At 68.3% G+C, this 19,786-nt stretch carries 16 protein-coding genes; 12 read left to right on the top strand and 4 right to left on the bottom strand.

The window, feature by feature from the left end; genetic code table 11:
* Nucleotides 1-14: 14 nt before the first annotated feature.
* Both hemL and thiD read right to left on the bottom strand, forming a co-directional pair.
* Nucleotides 15-1,295, bottom strand: coding sequence for a glutamate-1-semialdehyde 2,1-aminomutase (gene hemL, locus AC07O4_RS21455; RefSeq protein ID WP_495305597.1), 1,281 nt, complete (start codon nt 1,293-1,295; stop codon nt 15-17).
* On the bottom strand, nt 1,295-2,260 hold the full coding sequence (gene thiD / locus AC07O4_RS21450; protein WP_390348600.1) for a bifunctional hydroxymethylpyrimidine kinase/phosphomethylpyrimidine kinase: 966 nt from the start codon (nt 2,258-2,260) through the stop codon (nt 1,295-1,297). The genes hemL and thiD overlap by 1 nt, the downstream gene beginning before the upstream one ends.
* 111 nt (nt 2,261-2,371) lie before the next feature.
* Here thiD and AC07O4_RS21445 point away from each other — a divergent pair, with 111 nt between their 5' ends.
* From AC07O4_RS21445 to AC07O4_RS21420, 6 genes are all read left to right on the top strand, one after another.
* The gene (locus AC07O4_RS21445; RefSeq protein WP_007838397.1) at nt 2,372-2,542 is read left to right on the top strand and encodes a rubredoxin; all 171 of its coding nucleotides are present in this window, start codon (nt 2,372-2,374) and stop codon (nt 2,540-2,542) included.
* A gap of 81 nt (nt 2,543-2,623) precedes the next feature.
* Nucleotides 2,624-3,022 (top strand): response regulator, encoded by a 399-nt coding sequence (locus tag AC07O4_RS21440; protein ID WP_021012487.1) that lies wholly within the window; start codon nt 2,624-2,626, stop codon nt 3,020-3,022.
* On the top strand, nt 3,022-3,387 hold the full coding sequence (locus tag AC07O4_RS21435; RefSeq protein ID WP_062479114.1) for a response regulator: 366 nt from the start codon (nt 3,022-3,024) through the stop codon (nt 3,385-3,387). The genes AC07O4_RS21440 and AC07O4_RS21435 overlap by 1 nt, the downstream gene beginning before the upstream one ends.
* Before the next feature lie 19 nt (nt 3,388-3,406).
* Entirely contained in the window at nt 3,407-3,940 is a 534-nt protein-coding gene (locus AC07O4_RS21430) for a chemotaxis protein CheW (protein WP_062479111.1), read from the top strand.
* A 42-nt stretch (nt 3,941-3,982) separates the two neighbouring features.
* A complete protein-coding gene (locus AC07O4_RS21425) occupies nt 3,983-6,307 on the top strand; it encodes a methyl-accepting chemotaxis protein (RefSeq protein ID WP_495305596.1) in 2,325 nt (774 codons plus the stop codon).
* A gap of 31 nt (nt 6,308-6,338) precedes the next feature.
* Nucleotides 6,339-12,365 carry a hybrid sensor histidine kinase/response regulator gene (locus tag AC07O4_RS21420; RefSeq protein ID WP_495305595.1) on the top strand — a complete coding sequence of 2,009 codons (6,027 nt, stop codon included), beginning with the start codon at nt 6,339-6,341 and terminating at the stop codon, nt 12,363-12,365.
* A 69-nt stretch (nt 12,366-12,434) separates the two neighbouring features.
* Here the strand turns inward: AC07O4_RS21420 and AC07O4_RS21415 are convergent, their stop codons facing one another.
* Entirely contained in the window at nt 12,435-13,937 is a 1,503-nt protein-coding gene (locus AC07O4_RS21415; protein ID WP_495305594.1) for a cryptochrome/photolyase family protein, read from the bottom strand.
* Here AC07O4_RS21415 and AC07O4_RS21410 point away from each other — a divergent pair, their 5' ends adjacent.
* From AC07O4_RS21410 to AC07O4_RS21385, 6 genes are read left to right on the top strand one after another with little or no spacing between them, the layout of a single operon-like run.
* A complete protein-coding gene (locus tag AC07O4_RS21410; protein ID WP_062479100.1) occupies nt 13,938-14,537 on the top strand; it encodes a YqgE/AlgH family protein in 600 nt (199 codons plus the stop codon).
* Nucleotides 14,534-14,986: a Holliday junction resolvase RuvX gene (gene ruvX / locus AC07O4_RS21405; protein ID WP_495305593.1), complete on the top strand. Its 453-nt coding sequence runs from the start codon at nt 14,534-14,536 to the stop codon at nt 14,984-14,986. The genes AC07O4_RS21410 and ruvX overlap by 4 nt, the downstream gene beginning before the upstream one ends.
* Nucleotides 14,983-15,480 (top strand): bifunctional pyr operon transcriptional regulator/uracil phosphoribosyltransferase PyrR, encoded by a 498-nt coding sequence (gene pyrR / locus AC07O4_RS21400; protein WP_095948043.1) that lies wholly within the window; start codon nt 14,983-14,985, stop codon nt 15,478-15,480. The genes ruvX and pyrR overlap by 4 nt, the downstream gene beginning before the upstream one ends.
* Entirely contained in the window at nt 15,480-16,442 is a 963-nt protein-coding gene (locus AC07O4_RS21395) for an aspartate carbamoyltransferase catalytic subunit (RefSeq protein WP_056577783.1), read from the top strand. Before pyrR ends, AC07O4_RS21395 begins: the two co-directional genes overlap by 1 nt.
* On the top strand, nt 16,439-17,722 hold the full coding sequence (locus AC07O4_RS21390) for a dihydroorotase (RefSeq protein ID WP_307637999.1): 1,284 nt from the start codon (nt 16,439-16,441) through the stop codon (nt 17,720-17,722). Before AC07O4_RS21395 ends, AC07O4_RS21390 begins: the two co-directional genes overlap by 4 nt.
* 58 nt (nt 17,723-17,780) lie before the next feature.
* Nucleotides 17,781-18,527 (top strand): lysophospholipid acyltransferase family protein, encoded by a 747-nt coding sequence (locus tag AC07O4_RS21385; protein WP_095948045.1) that lies wholly within the window; start codon nt 17,781-17,783, stop codon nt 18,525-18,527.
* Nucleotides 18,528-18,831: 304 nt separating this feature from the next.
* Here AC07O4_RS21385 and AC07O4_RS21380 read toward each other — a convergent pair whose 3' ends face one another.
* On the bottom strand, nt 18,832-19,629 hold the full coding sequence (locus tag AC07O4_RS21380) for an IclR family transcriptional regulator (RefSeq protein ID WP_070062752.1): 798 nt from the start codon (nt 19,627-19,629) through the stop codon (nt 18,832-18,834).
* Nucleotides 19,630-19,786: the final 157 nt, after the last annotated feature.

Raw genomic sequence — 19,786 nt, 5'->3', positions numbered from 1 at the left:
GGGGAGGGCGCGCGTCAGCGCTTACTGAAGATGTCGCGCGCCGCCGCGATGGTGGCCGCGATGTCGTCCTCGCTGTGCGCGGCGCTCACGAAACCTGCTTCATAGAGCGCCGGCGCGATGTACACGCCGCGATCGAGCAGGCCGTGGAACAGCGCATTGAACTGCGCGTTGTCGGTGGTCATCACCGTCGCGTAGTTCTGTGGCAGATCGTTCATCAGGAAGAAGCCGAACATGCCGCCTTCGCTGTCGGCGTTGAAGGGCTGGCCCTCGGCGGCCGCGGCGGCCTTGAGGCCGTCGACCAGCGTGCGGGTCTTCTTGGCCAGCGCTTCGTAGAAGCCGGGCTTCGAGATTTCCTTCAGCGTGGCCAGGCCGCAGGCGGTGGCCACCGGGTTGCCCGACAGCGTGCCGGCCTGGTAGACCGGGCCCAGCGGCGCGAGCTGCTCCATGATGGCGCGCGGGCCGCCGAAGGCCGCCAGCGGCATGCCGCCGCCGATCACCTTGCCGAGCACCGTGAGGTCGGGCGTGATGCCCAGCACGCCTTGCGCGCCGTGCAGGCCGACACGGAAGCCCGTCATCACCTCGTCGAAGATCAGCAGCGCGCCGTGCTGCGTGCACAGCTCGCGACAGCGCTTGGCGAATTCGGGCGTGGCACGCACGAAGTTCATGTTGCCGGCGATCGCCTCGATCATCAGGCAGGCGATGTCCTTGCCGTGCAGCGCGAAGGCTTCTTCGAGCTGCTGCAGGTTGTTGTACTCGAGCACCAGCGTGTGCTGCACCACCTCGGGCGGCACGCCGGCCGAGGTCGGGTTGCCGAAGGTGGCCAGGCCCGAGCCGGCCTTCACCAGCAGCGCGTCGGCATGGCCGTGGTAGCAGCCTTCGAACTTGAGGATGGTCTTGCGGCCGGTGGCGCCGCGCGCCAGGCGCAGCGCGCTCATGGCGGCTTCGGTGCCGGAGCTCACGAGGCGCACCATTTCCATCGAGGGCACCAGGGCCAGGATGGCTTCGGCCAGCTCGATCTCGCGCTCGGTCGGCGCGCCGTACGAGAAGCCTTCGAGCACGGCCTTCTGCACCGCCTCGACCACGGCGGGGTGGCCGTGGCCCAGGATCATCGGACCCCAGGAGCCGATGTAGTCGATGTAGCGCTTGTCGTTGGCGTCCCAGAAATAGGCGCCTTGCGCGCGCTGGATGAAACGGGGCGTGCCGCCGACGGCCTTGAAGGCGCGCACGGGCGAGTTCACGCCGCCGGGGATCACGGCGCGGGCGCGCTCGAAAAGAAGGTCGTTCTGGTCAGTCATCAGTGTCGCGTGTCGTGCGGGGGTAAAGCGAAATCGGGAGGGGTGTCGGGCGCGTCGTCATCGTCTTCGTCGTCCTCGGGCTCGGCCCAGAACAGGCGGTCGGGCAGCACGTGGCCCATGCCGGGGCGGAAGCCCGCGTCGAGGCAGCGGTCCATGTAAGCGAGCGCTTCGGTCGTGGCCGCGACGAGGTCGGTGCCGCTGGCGAGCAGGGCCGCCAGCGCGGCCGAGAGCGTGTCGCCCGCACCGGCGAAGACGGCTTCGAGCCGTTCGTACTTCTCGCTGGCCAGCACCGACTGCGGCGAGGCCAGCACGTTGTCGATGAACTGGTCGGGCAGCACCATGCCGGTGACCAGGGTGTAGGGCACGCCGAACTCGCCGGCGGCCTTGGCGATGTCGCGCGCGCCGGGCGGGCGCTCGCCGCTCCAGTCGGGCAGCAGCCAGCGCCACAGGGTGCTGTGGTTTCCAACCAACACCGTGGTCTGGGGCAGCACGAGGTCGCGGAAAGCGTCCAGATAGGCCTCGATCAGGTTCTCGTCCCACCACGACAGGTTGGGCATGTAGGCCACCACGGGCACGTCCGGGTAGTCGGCGGCGGTCTCGGCGATGGTGCTCAGCGCCTCGGGCGTGCCGGCAAAGCCCACCTTGATCAGCTGGACCTCGACGTCTTCCAGGATGGCGCGCGCCTGCTCGGCCACGGCCTCTTCCTCGAAGGCGAAGTGGTCGAAGATCTCGGCCGTGTCGCGCGCGTAGGCGCCCGTCACCACTGGCAGGATGTGAGCGCCCACCGATCCCATGGCCAGTGCGTCGGCGCCCAGGCCGCCCGCGCCGCTCGGATCGCTGGCATTGAACACCAGCACGCAGGGGGGATTCAGGTCGCGTTCGCTCAGCGCCTCGTCGTCCTGCGAGGGGTCGTTAAGATTGCCCGGGTTACGGGCGTTCTCGTCTGGATGTAAGTAGATGGTCATACGCCTAGCGAAATCCCCTGGATGGTGGCATAGGCGCGACGTTTACGGTCTGCCAGTGAGATACGCATAGATACACTCGTTGCATTTAATGAACAAGGACTTTAAGCTCCGATGAACACGAAAACTTGGATGTGCCTGATTTGTGGGTGGATCTATGACGAAGCGGTTGGTGTACCGGAAGACGGCATCGCGGCAGGCACGGCCTGGGCCGATGTGCCGATGAACTGGACCTGTCCTGAGTGCGGTGCGCGCAAGGAAGACTTCGAAATGGTTGAGATCTGACAAGCATGGCATAGGGCTACGCGATCTGCGTCGATGTTCGGCGCGGCGGGCATCCAAGTCTCATGAGCAGGAGCGTTTGCAATGGGCCCGAATGGATCTGGTTACAAGGTGCTGGTCATCGATGACAGCAACACCATCCGGCGCAGTGCCGAGATTTTTCTGAAGCAGGGTGGGCACGAGGTTCTTCTCGCGGAAGACGGCTTCGACGCGCTCTCCAAGGTTAACGACCACAAGCCTCACCTGATTTTCTGCGACATCCTGATGCCTCGCCTCGACGGCTATCAGACCTGCGCCATCATCAAGCGCAACGCGCATTTCTCCAATGTCCCGGTCGTCATGCTGTCTTCGAAAGATGGCGTATTCGACAAGGCCCGCGGCCGCATGGTCGGGTCCCAGGACTATCTCACCAAGCCATTCACCAAAGACCAGCTGCTGCAGGCCGTGCAGCAGTTTGGCATTGTTCAACAGGAAGTGCAGTAATGCCCATTCGAAAAATCCTCGTCGTCGACGACTCCAAGACGGAACTGGTGTTCCTGACCGACCTCCTCCAGAAGAACGGTTTCTCCGTGAAGACGGCCGAAAACGCCGACGACGCGATGCGCCGCCTCGAGGAAGACCACCCCGACCTGATCCTCATGGACGTGGTCATGCCCGGCCAGAACGGTTTCCAGCTCACGCGCGCCATCGCCCGTGACCCGAAGTACGCCGCCATTCCGATCATCCTGTGCACCAGCAAGAACCAGGAAACCGATCGTGTCTGGGGCATGCGCCAGGGCGCACGCGACTACATCGTGAAGCCGGTCAACGCGGCCGATCTGATGTCCAAGATCAGCGCGCTCGCCTGAGCGGGAACCTGCGCACTCCATGGCGAATCGCGACGCGCTGCGCGCCTTCCAGTCCCGGCTTGCGAGCCGCCTCCAGGCCGCGCGCACCACGGGCGTGGCCGCGAGCTGGCTGGCGGTCGAGGCGGGTGAGGGCAAGTACCTCTTTCCGCTGGCGCACGCCGGCGAAATCTTTCCCTGGACGCCGCCCCAGCCCGTGCCCTACACGGAGCCCTGGTTCCTCGGCGTCGCCAACCTGCGCGGCGGCCTGTACGGCGTCGTGCAGCTGTCGGCGTTTGCGTCCGGTGCGCCGGGCGCCCCCGCCGCCACCGAGGCGGCACGCATCCAATCGCGGCTCGTGGCATTCAACGAGCTGCTCGAAGTCAACTGCGCTTTGCTGGTCGATCGACTGGCGGGGTTGCGGGGTGCGGAGGCCTTCACGGCCGCCGACGCTCCGGGCGCAGAGGCCCCGGCCTGGCACGGGCATCTGTACACCGACGCAGCAGGAGAGCGCTGGCAGGAAGTCAACCTGCAGGCGCTTTCGCAGCAACCCCAGTTTTTGAGTATTGGTGCGTAGTGCTTCGGCACATGGCACTGGCAACCACCTGAAGGACCGACCGTGAGTTCGATCGCCGACAAGTTCAAGAAATTACTCCCCGCGACCAACGGGAACGACAAGGCCCGCGTCGACGGCTCCGGTTCGATATCGCTCGACGATGTCGACACGGTTCAGGTTCCGGACGAAAAAACGATCCGCCTCGCCAAGAAGGGCGAGGGGGCATCCGCCGCCACAGCCGACACCGGCTTCGGCGGCATCGACGCGCTGGGCGATCCGGCGTCCGTCGAGGCCGCCAACGCGGCCACGCTCGAAGCGGTGCCGCTGGCCCCCGCCGCGGGCGGCATGGGCGCCAACCCCGCCAAGCAGCAGCGCGTGCTGGCCATCATGCTGGCCATCGTGGTGCTGGCGCTGTTGCTGGTGGCCGGCTCCGCCATCCTTCGCGCGGAACGCCTGGCGCAGCAGGTGGCGGCCACCGGCCAGTCGCTGATGCAGTCGCAGCGCCTGGCCAAGTCGATCTCGCAGGCCCTCGTCGGCAGCGCCTCGGCGTTCGTCGAAGTGAAGGACAGCGCCGACGACCTCTCGCGCCGCGTGCAGGGCCTGACCAACGGCGACGACGCCTTGCGCCTGGAAGCCGTCGGCAGCCAGTACGACGAGGAGATGAACAAGATCAATCCTCTCGTCACCCGCGCCGACGCGAGCGCCAAGGCCGTGCTGGCCCAGCGCCAGATCCTGACGCAGGTGGGCGCCGCCTTGCGCGACATCAACCAGCAGTCGTCCACGCTGCTCGAAATGACGGAAACCGTCGCGTCGCTGAAGATGCAGCAGAACGCCACGCTGCCTGAGATCTCGGCCGCCGGCCAGCTCGTGATGCTGACGCAGCGCATTGGCAAGTCGACCAACGAGTTCTTCACGGTCGAAGGCGTGAACCCCGACGCCGTGTTCCTGCTGGGCAAGGACCTGAACACCTTCCAGGAAACCACCCGCGGCCTGCTCGACGGCAACGCGCAGCAGCGCTTCCCCGGCTCGAAAGACCCGCAAACGCGCCAGCAGCTCGAAGCCATTCTGAAGACCTACGAGCAGATGCGCACGCAGGCTTCCGCCATTCTGGGCAACCTGCAAGGTCTGGTGGCCGCGCGCGAAGCGCAGGCGTCCATCCTGACCGACAGCGAGCCGCTGCGTAAGTCGCTGGGCGAACTGCAAGAGAAGCTCTCGGCCCGTACCGGCCTGGGCGCCGGCACCATCGTGCTGCTCTTCGTGCTGTCGCTGGCCGCCCTGGCTCTGGCCGGCGCCATCGGTTTCGTGCAGGTGCGCGAAGGCCGCGAACGTGCCGCCGTCGCCGAACGCGAGCGTCTGGCTGCCGAGCAGGCGTCTGAAGAAGCCGGCCGCGTGAACAACGCCAACCAGGCCGCCATTCTTCGGCTGATGAACGAACTGCAGACAGTGGCCGAAGGCGACCTGACGCAGGAAGCGACCGTGACCGAGGACATCACCGGCGCCATCGCCGACTCGGTGAACTACACGGTGGAAGAACTGCGTTTGCTGGTGGGCAACGTGCAGAACACGGCAACCCGCGTGGCGCAGACGACGTCGCAGGTGGAAAACACCTCGACTGAACTGCTCGCCGCCTCGACCGAGCAGCTGCGCGAAATTCGCGAAACCGGCCAGTCGGTGCTGACCATGGCCGAGCGAATCAACGGCGTGTCCTCGCAAGCGCAAGAGTCCGCCACGGTGGCGCGCCAGTCGCTGCAAGCCGCATCGTCGGGCCTGCAGGCCGTGCAGAACGCCATCGGCGGTATGAACTCGATCCGCGACCAGATCCAGGAAACTTCCAAGCGGATCAAGCGCCTGGGCGAATCGTCGCAAGAGATTGGCGAAATCACCGAGCTGATCTCGGACATTACCGAACAGACCAACGTGCTGGCCCTGAACGCCGCCATTCAAGCGGCATCCGCCGGTGAAGCCGGCCGAGGCTTCTCGGTGGTGGCGGAAGAAGTTCAGCGACTGGCCGAACGCTCCGCAGACGCCACGCGCCAGATCTCGGCGCTGGTGAAGGCGATTCAGACCGACACGCAGGATGCGGTGGGCGCCATGGAGCGCTCCACGCAGGGTGTGGTCGAAGGAGCGAAGCTGTCCGACAACGCGGGTACCGCGCTGTCCGAGATCGACCGCGTGTCGCGCCGACTCGCTGACCTCATCGAGCAGATTTCCCAGTCCGCCTCCCGCGAGGCCGATTCGGCCAACGTGGTGGCCGCCAACATCCAGCACATTTTTGCGGTGACGGAACAGACCGGAGAAGGCACGCGGACCACGGCCCAGCAGGTGCGCGAGCTCTCGCAGATGGCCGAAGAACTGCGTCGCTCCGTCGCTCGTTTCAAGATCGCGTGACAACAGATAGATAAGAACGGCGAGCAACCACGTGTCGATTCAAACCCCTGCCACGGCCCCCCTCGCCGGCAACATGCCGGCCACCGAAGACCTCGGGCCGTTGGCCTGGGTGCTGGGAGAAATCCAGAAATCCCTCGACGGTGTCGGCAAGTCGCTGCGGCGTTTCGTGCGCGACGTGGGCAGTGCCACGGAGCCCGAGAGCGGTCCGCTGCAGATGGCCCGCCAGCAACTGCACCAGGCCGTCGGCGCGCTGCAGATGGTCGGCCACAGCTCGCCCGCGCTGGTGCTCGGCACCATCGAATTCGCGGTGCAGGGCTTCATTGCCGAACCGCAGCGCTGCACCGAGAGTGCCGTGCACAAGATTGAGCGTGCCGGCTTCGCCGTCACCGATTTCCTCAGCGCACTGCTGGCCGGCAAGGCCGTGTCGTCGGTGGCGCTGTTTCCGCAGTACCGCGACGTGCTGGAGCTGGGCGGCAATGAGCGCGTCCATCCGGCGGACCTGTGGAGCACCGCATGGCGCTGGGTCGAGGTCAAGCCGGCCCTCACGCAAGCGGCGCTCGCTTATGACCCGGCCGTGCGTTCGCGGCTTGACCGCGAGGTGCTGCAACTGGTCAAGAGCGGCGACGCGCAGGCCGCGCGACGGCTGCATGCGCTGTGCCTGGGGCTCGGGCGCGGTGCGCTGCTGCCGCGCGTGGCGAGCTTCTGGACGCTGGCCGCGGGCTTCTTCGAAGCCCTCGCACTGGGCCTGATTCCCGCCGACACCTACGTCAAGCGCGCCGCCTCGCGCGTGTTGCTGCAGTACGCCACGCTGGCGCGCGGCGACAGCGTGGTGTCCGACCGTCTCGGCCAGGACCTGCTCTTCTTCTGCGCCCAGGCCGTGCCCGGCGCGCAGGACGACGCCGCCACGCTGCGCACCGTGCGCAGCGCCTGGGGCGTGACGCAAGAACCGCGCGTCGACTACACCGTGGTGCAGTTCGGCCGCTTCGACCCGCTGGTGCTCTCGCAGGCGCGCAAGCGCATCGAGACCGCCAAGGAAATGTGGTCGGCGCTCTCGGGCGGCGACATCACGCGCACGCGCCAAGTGGCCGACACGTTCGCGCAGCTCGGCGAATCGCTGCTGAAGCTGCACCCGCCGAGCCAGCCGATGGTGCAGGCGCTGACGCACGCCGTGGACGCCTCGGTGCGTTCCGGCCAGCCGCCCGACACCGAACTGGCGATGGAAGTCGCCACCTCGGTGCTGTACCTCGAAGCCGCGCTCGAAGACCTCGATCCCAGCGACCCGCAGCTCACGGCCCGCACGCTGCAGCTGGCCGGCCGCATCGAGCGCGTGCGCGACGGCGGCCGTTCCGAGCCGCTCGAGCCGTGGATGGAGGACCTGTACCGCCGCGTCAGCGACCGCCAGACCATGGGCACCGTGGTCGACGAGCTGCGCAGCCACCTGAGCGAACTCGAGAAGTCGCTCGACCAGTATTTCCGCCGCCCGGCCGAAAAGCCGCTGCTGCGCACCGTGCCCACCCAGCTCATGCAGATGCGCGGCGTGTTCTCGGTGCTGGGGCTCGAGCAGGCCGCGCACACCGTGCAACGCATGCGCGACGACGTCGAGCAGATGCTGCAGGTCAACCGCTCGCCCGTCGAGGAAATGGCCACCTTCGACGCGCTCGGCAACAACCTGGGCGCGCTCGGTTTCCTCATCGACATGCTGGGCTACCAGCCCGCACTGGCCAAGCGCCTGTTCGTGTTCGACGCCGAGGCCGGCGAACTCAAGCCGCTGATGGGCCGCCAGGCCATCGATGCCGCGGCCCCGGCCGAAGGCGCTGCCGCGCCGGCCGCCGAGCCCGTGCTCAGCATCGAGGAGGTCGACGCGCAGATCGCTTCCAAGCTTGCCGCCTTGGCCACGCCCAACCGCAAGACCAAGCCGTCGCCGCTGGAGGAGTTCAGCCGCAAGGCCGAGAGCTGGACCACCAAGATCACGGGCCCGTCGGCGCTGCCCGACACCGAGGTCACCGAGCTCGAAGAAGACGACCTGCAGAACATCTTCCTGGACGAAGCCCGCGAAGTGGTGGGCAACGGCCTGGCCGCCATCGCCGCGCTCGGCAACCGTCCCGGCGACACCGAAGAACTCACCATCCTGCGCCGCGCGTTCCACACGCTCAAGGGCAGCTCGCGCATGGTCGGCCTCACCGACTTCGGCGACGCCGCCTGGTCGCTCGAGCAGGTGCTCAACACCTGGCTGGCCGACCAGCGCGATGCCACGCCCGAGCTGCTGTCGAGCACCGAGCGCATGCTGCGCGATTTCAGCCAGTGGGTCGAAGCCATCGCTGCCGGCGATGCGGGCACCTGGCACTCGGCACCGTTCAGCCGCGTGGCCAACGCGCTGCTGGCCGGCGAGCCCGTGCCCGCGCCGGTGCGCGTGGCCGACGCCGAAGCGCTCGCGGTGGCCGCGCGCCACATCGCCGCGGAGCCGGCGCCGCTCGCACTGCCGGAGCTGCCTGAGCTCCCCGACCTGTCGCTGACGCCGCAAGATGTCGCAGCCCCTGACGCCACGTTGGACTTCTCCGATTGGCAGCAGGCGCAAGAAGCGCCACACGCACCGACCAAGCCTGTCACACCCGAGCCCGACGACGATTTCGCTTCCACCGACTTCCTCGACTTCGAAGGCAAGCAGAGCACCGCGCCCGCACCGCTCGAAGCGCTGCCCAGCGGCGACGATTTCGATTTCCTCGCACCCCCGAAGACGCATGCACCGGCCGAGCCCGCCGTGTCGCACGTCGAACCCGAGCCCGCCCCGGAAATCGAAGCGACGGTGCCGACCGCGTCGGGCCTGCCCGATCTCGAATGGGCGCCGGAGCCGCTGCCGCTGCCGCTGGCGGCTGCGGAGCCTGTCGCCGAGACGGTGGCACCTGTCGAAGTCATCGAGGCCGCCGAAGAACTGCCCGCATTGGAAGTGCCGGTTGAACTGCAGCCGGAGCCGGAACCTGTGTCGGCGGCCATCGAAGTCGCCCCCGAGGCCCCCGTTGTCGTCGAAGAGCTGCCAGCCGCCGTCGTGGCCGAACCGGAACCCGTGTCGGAGCCTGAGCCCGTGCTGGCCGAGGCCACTCCTGAACCCGAGTCTTCCATCGCCCCGAGCGCCGAAGACCAGGTCAAGGTGATCGGCCCGCTGCGCATCGGCATCGCGCTGTACAACGTCTACCTCAACGAAGCCGACGAATGGTCCCGCCAGCTGGCGACCGATGTCGGCGAATGGGCGCTCGAAACCCACGAGCGCCTGCCCGACTCGACCATTGCGCTGGCCCACTCGCTGGCCGGCAGCTCGGCCACCGTCGGCTTCCACAGCCTCTCGGGCATGGCCCGCCTGCTCGAATCGGCGCTGCAGCATCTGCAGATGCAGGGCAGCGGCACGCGCGAGCAGGGCGTCGTGCTGGTCGCCGCGGCCGATGAGCTGCGTCGCCTGCTGCACCAGTTCGCCGTCGGCTTCCTGCGCGACCCGTCCGAAGCCACGCTGCAGGCGCTGCGCGAGATCGCCGCTGCACCGATGCCGCCCGAGATCGCCGCGGCCCGTTTCGAGACGCTGCTGCCCAAGCAGGTCGTCGCCAACGACGCCTTTGCCGACGTGGTACTGGACGACAACGAAGACGCCATCGACCTGGCCGATGCGGTCGACGTCGACCTGTTCCCGATCTTCGAGGAAGAGGCTGCCGAACTGATGCCGCAATTGGGCGAGGCGCTGCGCCAGTGGTCGCACCACCCCGACGACGCCGCGCCGCGCGCCTCGGTGCTGCGCACGCTGCACACGCTCAAGGGCAGTGCCCGGCTGGCTGGCGCCATGCGCCTGGGCGAGCGCGCGCACCGCATGGAGTCCGAGATCGAACTCCTGGGTTCCCAGGGGGCCGAGCGGGCCGACATCGAGAAGCTGCTCACGCGCCTGGACACGCTGCAACACACCTTCGACGCCCTGCGCGCGGCTGACGACGCCGCCCAGGTCGAAGTGGCCCAGCTGATCGCCACCGCCAGCCCGACCGCACCCGCCATCCAGCGCGTGCAGGCGGCGCCCGAGGTGCGCGAGTCGGCGAACGACGACCAGGCCGAAGCGGCTTCCGCCGAATCCGCCGTTGACGCTCCGTCGTCCCTGCTGCCGCGCCCCGCGCCGGCCCTGCTCGCGCCGCTGCGTGCAGCGTCGGGCCAGGCCGTGCGCATCCGCACCCAGCTGCTCGACCGCCTGGTCGCGCAGACCGGCGAGGTCATCATCACGCGCTCGCGCCTGGAGGCCGAGCTCGGCCAGCTGCGCGGCTCGCTCGCCGACCTCACGGGCAACCTCGACCGCCTGCGCCAGCAGCTGCGCGACATCGAGGTGCAGGCCGAAAGCCAGATGCAGTCGCGCCTGGCACAGGCCAAGGACTCGCAGCAGAGCTTCGACCCGCTCGAGTTCGACCGCTTCACCCGCGTGCAGGAACTCACGCGCATGATGGCCGAGTCGGTGAACGACGTGGCCACCGTGCAGCGCACGCTGCAAAAGACCGTGCAGGCCACGGAAGACGACCTGAGCGTGCAGGCACGCCAGACGCGCGAACTGCAGCGCGGCCTGCTGCGCACGCGCATGGTGGAGTTCGAAGGCATCTCCGACCGCCTGTACCGCGTGGTGCGCCAGGCCTCGAAGGACACCGGCAAGCAGGTGCGCCTGGACATCGTCGGTGGCTCCATCGAAATGGACCGCGGCGTGCTCGACCGCATGACGCCCGCCTTCGAACACCTGCTGCGCAACTGCGTGGCGCACGGCATCGAGGATGTGGTGGCGCGCGAGAAGGCCGGCAAGGACGCCAGCGGCCTCATCGTCATCGACCTGCACCACGAAGGCAACGACGTGTCGGTGAGCTTCCGCGACGACGGCGCCGGCCTCGACCAGAAGCGCATCGCCGAACGCGCCCGCGCCCTCGGCCTGCTCGGCCCCGACCAGGACCTGTCGCCCGAAGAAGCCACCGAGCTGATCTTCAAGCCCGGCTTCTCCACCGCCGGACAGGTGTCCGAACTGGCCGGCCGCGGGATCGGCATGGACGTGGTGCGCGCGCAGATCGCCGCGCTCGGCGGCCGCATCGAAACGCACAGCACGCCGGGCCAGGGCGCCACCTTCAAGCTGGTGCTGCCGCTGACCACCGCCGTGACGCACGTGGTGATGCTGCGTGCGGGCGAGGTGTCGATCGGCGTGCCGTCGAACCTCGTGGAACTGGTGCAGCGCGTGAGCGGTGCCGACCTCGAAGCCGCCTACCTGAATCACAGCTTTGCCTTCGGCAGCGAGCAGGTGCCGTTCTACTGGGCCGGCGCGCTGCTGCAGCACTCCATCCGCAGCGAGCACGCCGCCACCAAGAACAACACGCTGGTGATCGTGCGAAGCGCGGCGCAGCGCGTGGCCCTGCACGTGGACGAAGTGTTGGGCAACCAGGAAGTCGTGGTGAAGAACCTCGGCCCGCAGCTCGCGCGGCTGCCCGGCCTGGCCGGCATCTCGGTGCTGGCTTCGGGCGCGGTGGCGCTCATCTACAACCCGGTGGCGCTGGCCGCGGTGCACGGCGACCAGGCGCGTGCGCGCCAGACCGCCGCGCTGGCCGCGCCGACGCATGCCGCTTCGGTGGACACCGGCGCGCCGCAGACGCCGGCCGCCTTTGCCCCGGTGGTGCCGCAGATCCCGCTCGTGCTGGTGGTGGACGACTCCATCACCGTGCGCCGCGTCACGCAGCGCCTGCTGCAGCGCGAAGGCTATCGCGTGTCGCTCGCGGCCGACGGCCTGCAGGCGCTCGAGCGCTTGCAGCAGGAGCGCCCGGCCGTGGTGCTGTCGGACATCGAGATGCCGCGCATGGACGGCTTCGACCTGGCCCGCAACATCCGCGCCGACGTGGCCCTGGCCGAGCTGCCGATCATCATGATCACCTCGCGCATCGCCGAGAAGCACCGCGAGTACGCCCGCGACCTGGGCGTGAACCACTACCTGGGCAAGCCGTACTCGGAAGAGGAGCTGCTGCGCCTGGTGCGTGCGTACACGAGCGAGCCGGCCGCGTTGGCGGTGGCCTGATCGGCTTCGGCAGCGCCGGCAATCGGCGCGCAAAGGAAAAAGGGCCCTTCGGGGCTCTTTTCTCTTGGGTTAGGGCTTTTGCAGGGCCTTGGCGCGTGCCGCCGCATAGCGCTGCATCGTCTTCTCCCGCGCCTCGGCGTGGTCCACCACCGGCTTCGGGTAGTTCTCGCCCAGCCTGACGCCCGCTGCCTCCAGCTCGACCGGCGAGGCCAGCCAGGGCGCATGGATCGCCACGTTCGACAGGCCCGCGAGCTGCGGCAGGTAGCGGCGGATGAACTTGCCCTCGGGGTCGAAGCGTTCGCTCTGCGTCACCGGGTTGAAGATGCGGAAGTAGGGCTGGGCGTCGCAGCCGGTCGAACTGGCCCACTGCCAGCCGCCGTTGTTCGAGGCCAGCTCGAAGTCGTTCAGGTGCAGCGCAAAGTAACGCTCGCCGCGTCGCCAGTCCAGCCCCAGGTCCTTGCACAGGAAGCTCGCCACCACCATGCGCAGCCGGTTGTGCATGTAGCCGCTCTGGCGGATCTGCAGCATCGCGGCGTCGACCAGCGGGTAGCCGGTGCGGCCCTCGCACCAGGCGTCGAACAGCTGGTCGGCGTGCTTGCCGTGGTGCCAGGCGATCTTGTCGTACTCGGGGCGGAAGCTCTTCGACTCGCCGTTCGCGTGCACGTGCGGAAAGTGCGCCAGGATCTGGAAGTAGAAGTCGCGCCAGACCAGCTCGCTGAGCCAGGTCGCGGCCCCGGTGTTGCCCTGCAGCGCCAGCTGGTGCGCCACGCTGGCCAGCTGGCGGATCGACACCGTGCCGAAGCGCAGGTGCACGCCCATGTAGCTCGGGCCGCGCACGGCCGGGAAGTTGCGCGCCTCGTCGTAGCGGTCGATGCGCTCGAAAAAGTCTTCGAACAGCGCGCCCGCGCCGCGCGTGCCGGTGGGGATCTCCAGCGTCTGGAGGTTGGTGCTTTCAAAACCGATCTCGCCCAGCGTGGGCACCGGCCCGTTCAGGGCCGGGGGCGGTGGGGCGAGCGCGTCGGCGTGGCTGCGCACGGGGTACGACTTCAAAAAGAACGAATCCACCTTCGTCAGCCAGGCCCGCTTGTACGGCGTGAATACCGTGTAAGGCAGGCCGGCCTTGGTCATGACCTCGTCGCGATCGAAGACGGTGCTGTCCTTGAAGGTGTGGAAGCTGATGCCCGTGTTGGCCAGCGCGCCGAGCACGCGGGCGTCGCGTGCCAGGGCGTCGGGTTCGTCGTCGCGGTTGGCGAACACCGCCTGCACGTCGAGCGTGTGGGCCAGCGCCGGAATCTCTTCGGCGGCCACCGCGTGCCGCACGATGAGTCCGCTGCCCAGGCCGCGCAGCTCGGTTTCGAGCTCCACCAGCGATTCGCGGATGAATTCGACCCGCCGGTCCGCGCGGGGCAGGGCGTCCAGGATCGCCCGGTCGAACACGAAAACGCAGACCACCTGCCGGCAGGCCCGCAAGGCCCGGTAAAGCGCCGCGTTGTCGTCCACCCGCAGGTCCCGGCGAAACCACATGAGCCCTTTGGGATAGGTCTTGTCGACGGCCAGTAAAATCGGGGGCATATGGCTGCCGATTCTGCCCCGATGAACCTGACGCATCACTTTCTGATCGCGATGCCGGGGATGGAAGACAAAACTTTCAACCGCAGCGTCGTTTACCTCTGCGAACACAGCGAGCGCGGCGCGCTCGGGCTGGTGATCAACAAACCCAGCGACATCAACCTCAAGGTGCTGTTCGAGAAGATCGAGCTGCACCTGGCCCGCCCCGAGCTGGGCGAGGCCCCCGTTTTCCAGGGCGGCCCGGTACAGACCGAGCGCGGCTTCGTGCTGCACGAGCCGGTGTTCACCCAGGCCGAGAAGCCCGAGGAATCGGTCTACGCCTCGACCATGACCATCCCCGGCGGGCTCGAAATGACCACCTCCAAGGACGTGCTGGAGGCCCTGGCCACCGGCGCCGGCCCGCGCAAGGTGCTGGTCTCGCTGGGCTATTCGGCCTGGGGCGAGGGCCAGCTGGAGTCCGAACTGGCCGAGAACAGCTGGCTCACCGTGCTGGCCGACCCGGCGGTGATCTTCGATACGCCGGTGGAAAAGCGCTACGACAAGGCGTTGATGCTGCTGGGGCTCGAGGCCTGGACCTTGTCTCCCGACGCGGGCCACGCATGAGCGACGTCATGTCCGACGCGCCCGCATCCGCCCCTGCTTCCGTTCCCGCTCCCGTTCCCGCGCATTTCCAGAGCTTCCTGGCCTTCGACTTCGGCGCCAAGCGCACCGGCGTGGCCAGCGGCAACCGGCTGCTGCGCACGGCGACCCCGCAAGCCACCATCAAGGCCGAGGGCGCCGACGCCCGCTTTGCGCAGGTCGAGGCGCGCATCAAGGAATGGCAGCCCGACGCCCTGGTGGTCGGCGTGCCCTACCACCCCGACGGCGCCCCGCACGAGAACACCCGCCGCGCACAGAAGTTCGCGCGCCAGCTGCGCGGCCGTTTCAATCTCCAGGTGTTCGAGGTGGACGAGCGCTACAGCACCACCGAGGCGCTGGCCTCCGGCGCCCGCGATGCCGACGCGGCGTCGGCCTGCATCATCCTGGAACAGTTTTTGAGGAGTCTCCCGTGAGTTCAATCCCCGATGCCGAAGCGCTCTACACGACGCTGCTGTCCGGCGTGAAGGCGCTGATGCGCCCCGAGACGAAACTGGTGGGCATCACCTCCGGCGGCGCCTGGCTGGTCGAGCGCCTGCAAAAAGACCTGGGCCTGGCCGGCGCCCCCGGCATCATCTCGTCGGCCATGCACCGCGACGACTTCGCGCGCCGCGGCCTCTCGGCCAGCGCGCAGACCGCGCTGCCCTTCGACGTGAACGGTGCCGACGTGCTGCTGCTCGACGACGTGCTCTACACGGGCCGCACGATTCGCGCGGTGCTCAACGAGTTGTTCGACTTCGGGCGTCCCGCCTGCGTGCGCCTGGCCGTGCTGGTCGACCGCGGTGGTCGCGAACTGCCCGTGGCCGCCGACTTCGCGGCAACGACGCTCAAGCTGCCCGACACCCAATTGCTAGCCCTCGCGCGCGCCGACGACGGCGCCTTCAGCCTAAAGGTGGAGGACAACAAGTAATGCTCTACAAGCGAAACCCGCAGCTCAACAAGAATGGCGAGCTGATCCACCTGCTGTCGATCGAGGGCCTGCCCAAGGACATCGTCACGCACATCCTCGACACCGCAGCCAACTTCACGAGCGTGAGCGACCGCGAGGTGAAGAAGGTGCCGCTGTTGCGCGGCAAGAGTGTGTTCAACCTGTTCTTCGAGAACAGCACGCGTACGCGCACCACCTTCGAGATCGCGGCCAAGCGCCTGAGCGCCGACGTCATCAACCTGGACATCGCGCGCTCCTCGGCCACCAAGGGCGAGTCGCTGCTGGACACCATCGCCAACCTGAGCGCCATGGCCGCCGACCTGTTCGTGGTGCGCCACAGCGAGTCGGGCGCTCCCTACCTGATCGCGCAGCACGTCGCACCGCACGTGCACGTGGTGAACGCCGGCGACGGCCGCCACGCGCACCCGACGCAGGGGCTGCTCGACATGTACACGATCCGCCACTACAAGAAAGACTTCTCGAACCTCACGGTCGCGATCGTCGGCGACGTGCTGCATTCGCGCGTGGCGCGCTCCGACATTCATGCGCTCACCACGCTCGGCTGCGCCGAAGTGCGCGTGGTCGGCCCGAAGACGCTGGTGCCCGCCGACATGGCCGGCATGGGCGTGCGCGTGTGCCACACGCTCGAAGAAGGCATCAAGGACTGCGACGTCGTCATCATGCTGCGCCTGCAGAACGAGCGCATGAGCGGCGCGCTGCTGCCCTCGTCGCAGGAGTTCTTCAAGACCTTCGGCCTCACGCAGGAAAAGCTGCAGCTGGCCAAGCCCGACGCCATCGTGATGCACCCGGGCCCGATCAACCGCGGCGTGGAGATCGACTCCGCCGTGGTCGACGGCAAGCAGAGCGTGATCCTTCCGCAGGTCACCTTCGGCATCGCGGTCCGCATGGCCGTGATGAGCATCGTGGCAGGGAACGAAGCATGAACATCCTCATCACCAACGGCCGAGTCATCGACCCCGCCTCGGGCACCGACAAGCCCACCGACATCGCCATCGCCGACGGCAAGATCGCCGGCATCGGACGCGCACCGGCCGGCTTCAAGCCCGAGCGCACCCTCGACGCCACGGGCTGCATCGTCACCCCCGGCCTCGTCGACCTTGCCGCGCGCCTGCGCGAACCGGGCTACGAGCACGAAGGCATGCTCGAAAGCGAAATGGCCGCGGCCATCGCGGGCGGCGTGACCAGCCTCGTGTGCCCGCCCGACACCGACCCCGTGCTCGACGAGCCCGGCCTGGTCGAGATGCTCAAGTTCCGCGCCGAAAAACTGCAGTGCGCGCGCCTGTTCCCGCTCGGCGCGCTCACGCGCAACCTGGCCGGCGGCGTGCTCACCGAGATGGCCGAGCTCACCGAGGCCGGCTGCATCGGCTTCGGTCAGGCCGACGTGCCGCTGGCCGACACGCAGGTGCTGCAGCGCGCGTTGTCGTACGCCAGCACCTTCGGCTACACCGTGTGGCTGCGCCCGCAGGACCGCGACCTGGGCAAGGGCGTGGCCGCCAGCGGCGCGCTCGCCACGCGGCTGGGCCTGGGCGGCGTGCCGGTGGCGGCCGAGACGATCGCCATCTTCACCATCATCGAGCTCATGAAGAGCACCGGCGCACGCGTGCACCTGTGCCGCATCTCCAGCGCCCGCGGCGTGGCGCTGGTGCGCGAGGCCAAGGCGCAGGGCCTGCCGATCACCTGCGACGTCAGCATCAACTCGCTGCACCTGGCCGACACCGACATCGGCTTCTTCGACAGCCGCGCGCGCCTGAACCCGCCGCTGCGCCAGCAGGGCGACCGCGACGCGCTCTCGGCCGCGCTGGCCGACGGCACCATCGACGCGCTGGTGTCCGACCACACGCCGGTCGAGGCCGACGCCAAGACCCTGCCTTTTGCCGAAGCCGAACCCGGCGCCACCGGCCTCGAACTGCTGCTGCCGCTCGCGCTGCAGTGGGGCGAGCGCAGCGGCGCGGGCCTGGCGCGTGCCATCGAGGTGGTCACCTCGGCGCCGGCGCGCCTGCTGAACGCGGCCGACGCGGCCAGCGGCATCGGCCGCATCGCCGAGGGCGGCGTGGCCGACCTGTGCATCGCCGATCCGTCGCTCGAATGGCAGGTGGTGCCCGAGGCGCTGCGCAGCCAGGGCAAGCACACGCCGTTCTCCAGCTACCCGATGCAGGGGCGCGCGCGCCACACGCTGGTGGCCGGTCGCGTCGTGCACGGCTGAGCGACAGCCGCCCGCCACACGGCACGCCGTCAAAAAGAAGAAGAGGGCCCGCGTCCAGATGCTGCACTCGTTGAAGGCCGGCTGGCGCCTGCTGCATGCGGCCTCGCATGCGCTGTCGGGCTGGTGGACGATCCGCTTCACCTTCCCCCGCCTGCCGCAGGACGAGCGCAACGCGCGCGTGCAGGCCTGGTCGGCGCGCATGCTGCAGATCATGGGCGTCACGCTGCGCGTGCAGGGCGAGCCGCCCGCGCACGGGCCGGCGCTGCTCATCTGCAACCACCTGTCGTGGCTCGACATCACCGCCATCCATGCGGCGCGCCATGTGCGCTTCGTGTCGAAGTCGGACGTCAAGCAGTGGCCGGTGATCGGCACGCTGTCCACAGGCTCGGGCACGCTCTACATCGAGCGCGAACGCCGGCGCGACGCCATGCGCGTGGTGCACCACATGACCGAGGCGCTGCGCGGCGGCGACCTGATCGGCGTGTTCCCCGAAGGCACCACGAGCGACGGGCGCGGGCTGCTGCCGTTCCATGCCAACCTGCTGCAGGCCGCGATTTCCTCGGGCGCGCCGGTGATCCCGGCCGCGCTGCGCTTTGCCGACGCCGCCACCGGCGAGACCAGCCAGGCGCCGCGCTACATCGACGACGACAGCCTGCTGGCCTCGGTGTGGAACACGCTGCGCGCGCCGCCGCTCTTGGCCATCGTGCGCTTCGGCGAGCCGCAGCCTTCGTACAGCCGCGAACGCCGCAGCTGGGCGCATTCGCTGCATGAAGACGTGCAGCAGCTGCGGCGCAATACCCACTGAGCGGCACTGACCGGATCGATCCGCAAAAAAAGCGCCCCGGGAGGGGCGCTGTAACGACGCAAGAAGCGCCGTGAGGAGGAAGCGGGATCGTTCGTCGTGGCGCGTGGCCGGTCAGAGAATGCCGAACACCTTCAGCCCGATGATCACGATCAGCGGGACGCCGCAGAGCCAAAGGATGATGCTTTTCATGACCGGTCTCCGTGAGGTAGGTAGGCCTCTACGGTGGCCGCGTCTGCGGCCCGCGCGTGCGGGATAAGGCAAACCAAGCGCGTGAGCGCCTGCCTACACGGCACGGGCCGACGGTTCAGCCCGCTTCGTCGGTGGGCACGAAGCCCAGGCGGCGCGAGATTTCGAGTGCGCAGGCCTTCAGCGGCACGGCCACGCGGCCGTTCCAGTCGCTGTCGAAGGTGGCCTCGGGGCCCATGGCCGTGATGCCCAACACCAGGTTGTTGGTCGAGTCGAACACCGGCGCGCAGAAGGCGTCGATGCCCGGAATCGGCTGGCCCAGCGTGCGCGAGATGCCGTGCAACCGCGTCTCGACCAGGAGCGCCTCGATCTGCGACTTCGACAGCTCTTCGCTGGCACCGCGCCCGTCGGCCGGGCGCGTGCGCGCCAGGTCTTCGAGCATCATCTTTTCCACCACCTTCGGCGGCAGGTAGGCCGCGAACAGCCGGCCCGTGGCCGTGTAGGCCAGCGACATCACGGTGCCGGTGCGCAGGTTCACGTGCAGCGGGTGGATCGGTTCTTCCAGCCGCACCACGGTCGGCCCGAAGTTGCCCCAGACCGCGACCGCGATGCTCTGTTCGGTCTCCGACGCGAGCGCTTCGATGAGGGGCGACGCTTCCTTGATCGGGTCGAGCCGCTGCAGCTTGGCCAGGCCCAGTTGCAGGGCCAGCGGGCCCAACTCGTAGCGGCCGGTGCCGTCCTGCACCACGAAGCCGACCTTCAGAAAACTCACCAGGTAGGGGTGCGCCTTGCCGACCGGCACGCCCGCGGCCTTGCCGAGATCGCGCAGCGCCATGGGCGCCACGTGCCGGCCAAGCGCGACCAGCAATTGCGTTCCGATTTCGACGGATTGAATGCCACGTCTTGGCTTTTCCATGGGGCGCCCGGCGTGGGGGTTGAGAGTGGGAGCGAGTATAGCCATCAGGGTTTCTACTGATATTGTCGTGTTCAATCGACGATGACTGATCATCTGATAGTAACTAAACGACTTGACCATATCAACATCGCTGCCTACACTCCGCCGCAACTTAAGT

Source organism: Variovorax sp. GW821-FHT09D04 (assembly GCF_059416405.1).
This window is presented reverse-complemented; position numbering and strand designations above follow the sequence as displayed.

Bases quoted from the DNA above. Each gene is read 5' to 3' on its own strand.
- AC07O4_RS21385 (WP_095948045.1), top strand. From the start codon at position 17,781: ATGCTGCACTCGTTGAAGGCCGGCTGGCGCCTGCTGCATGCGGCCTCG.
- AC07O4_RS21445 (WP_007838397.1), top strand. From the start codon at position 2,372: ATGAACACGAAAACTTGGATGTGCCTGATTTGTGGGTGGATCTATGAC.
- AC07O4_RS21395 (WP_056577783.1), top strand. From the start codon at position 15,480: ATGCTCTACAAGCGAAACCCGCAGCTCAACAAGAATGGCGAGCTGATC.
- AC07O4_RS21430 (WP_062479111.1), top strand. From the start codon at position 3,407: ATGGCGAATCGCGACGCGCTGCGCGCCTTCCAGTCCCGGCTTGCGAGC.
- hemL (WP_495305597.1), bottom strand. From the start codon at position 1,295: ATGACTGACCAGAACGACCTTCTTTTCGAGCGCGCCCGCGCCGTGATC.
- AC07O4_RS21440 (WP_021012487.1), top strand. From the start codon at position 2,624: ATGGGCCCGAATGGATCTGGTTACAAGGTGCTGGTCATCGATGACAGC.
- AC07O4_RS21380 (WP_070062752.1), bottom strand. From the start codon at position 19,629: ATGGAAAAGCCAAGACGTGGCATTCAATCCGTCGAAATCGGAACGCAA.
- AC07O4_RS21415 (WP_495305594.1), bottom strand. From the start codon at position 13,937: ATGCCCCCGATTTTACTGGCCGTCGACAAGACCTATCCCAAAGGGCTC.
- AC07O4_RS21410 (WP_062479100.1), top strand. From the start codon at position 13,938: ATGGCTGCCGATTCTGCCCCGATGAACCTGACGCATCACTTTCTGATC.
- AC07O4_RS21390 (WP_307637999.1), top strand. From the start codon at position 16,439: ATGAACATCCTCATCACCAACGGCCGAGTCATCGACCCCGCCTCGGGC.
- AC07O4_RS21435 (WP_062479114.1), top strand. From the start codon at position 3,022: ATGCCCATTCGAAAAATCCTCGTCGTCGACGACTCCAAGACGGAACTG.
- thiD (WP_390348600.1), bottom strand. From the start codon at position 2,260: ATGACCATCTACTTACATCCAGACGAGAACGCCCGTAACCCGGGCAAT.
- ruvX (WP_495305593.1), top strand. From the start codon at position 14,534: ATGAGCGACGTCATGTCCGACGCGCCCGCATCCGCCCCTGCTTCCGTT.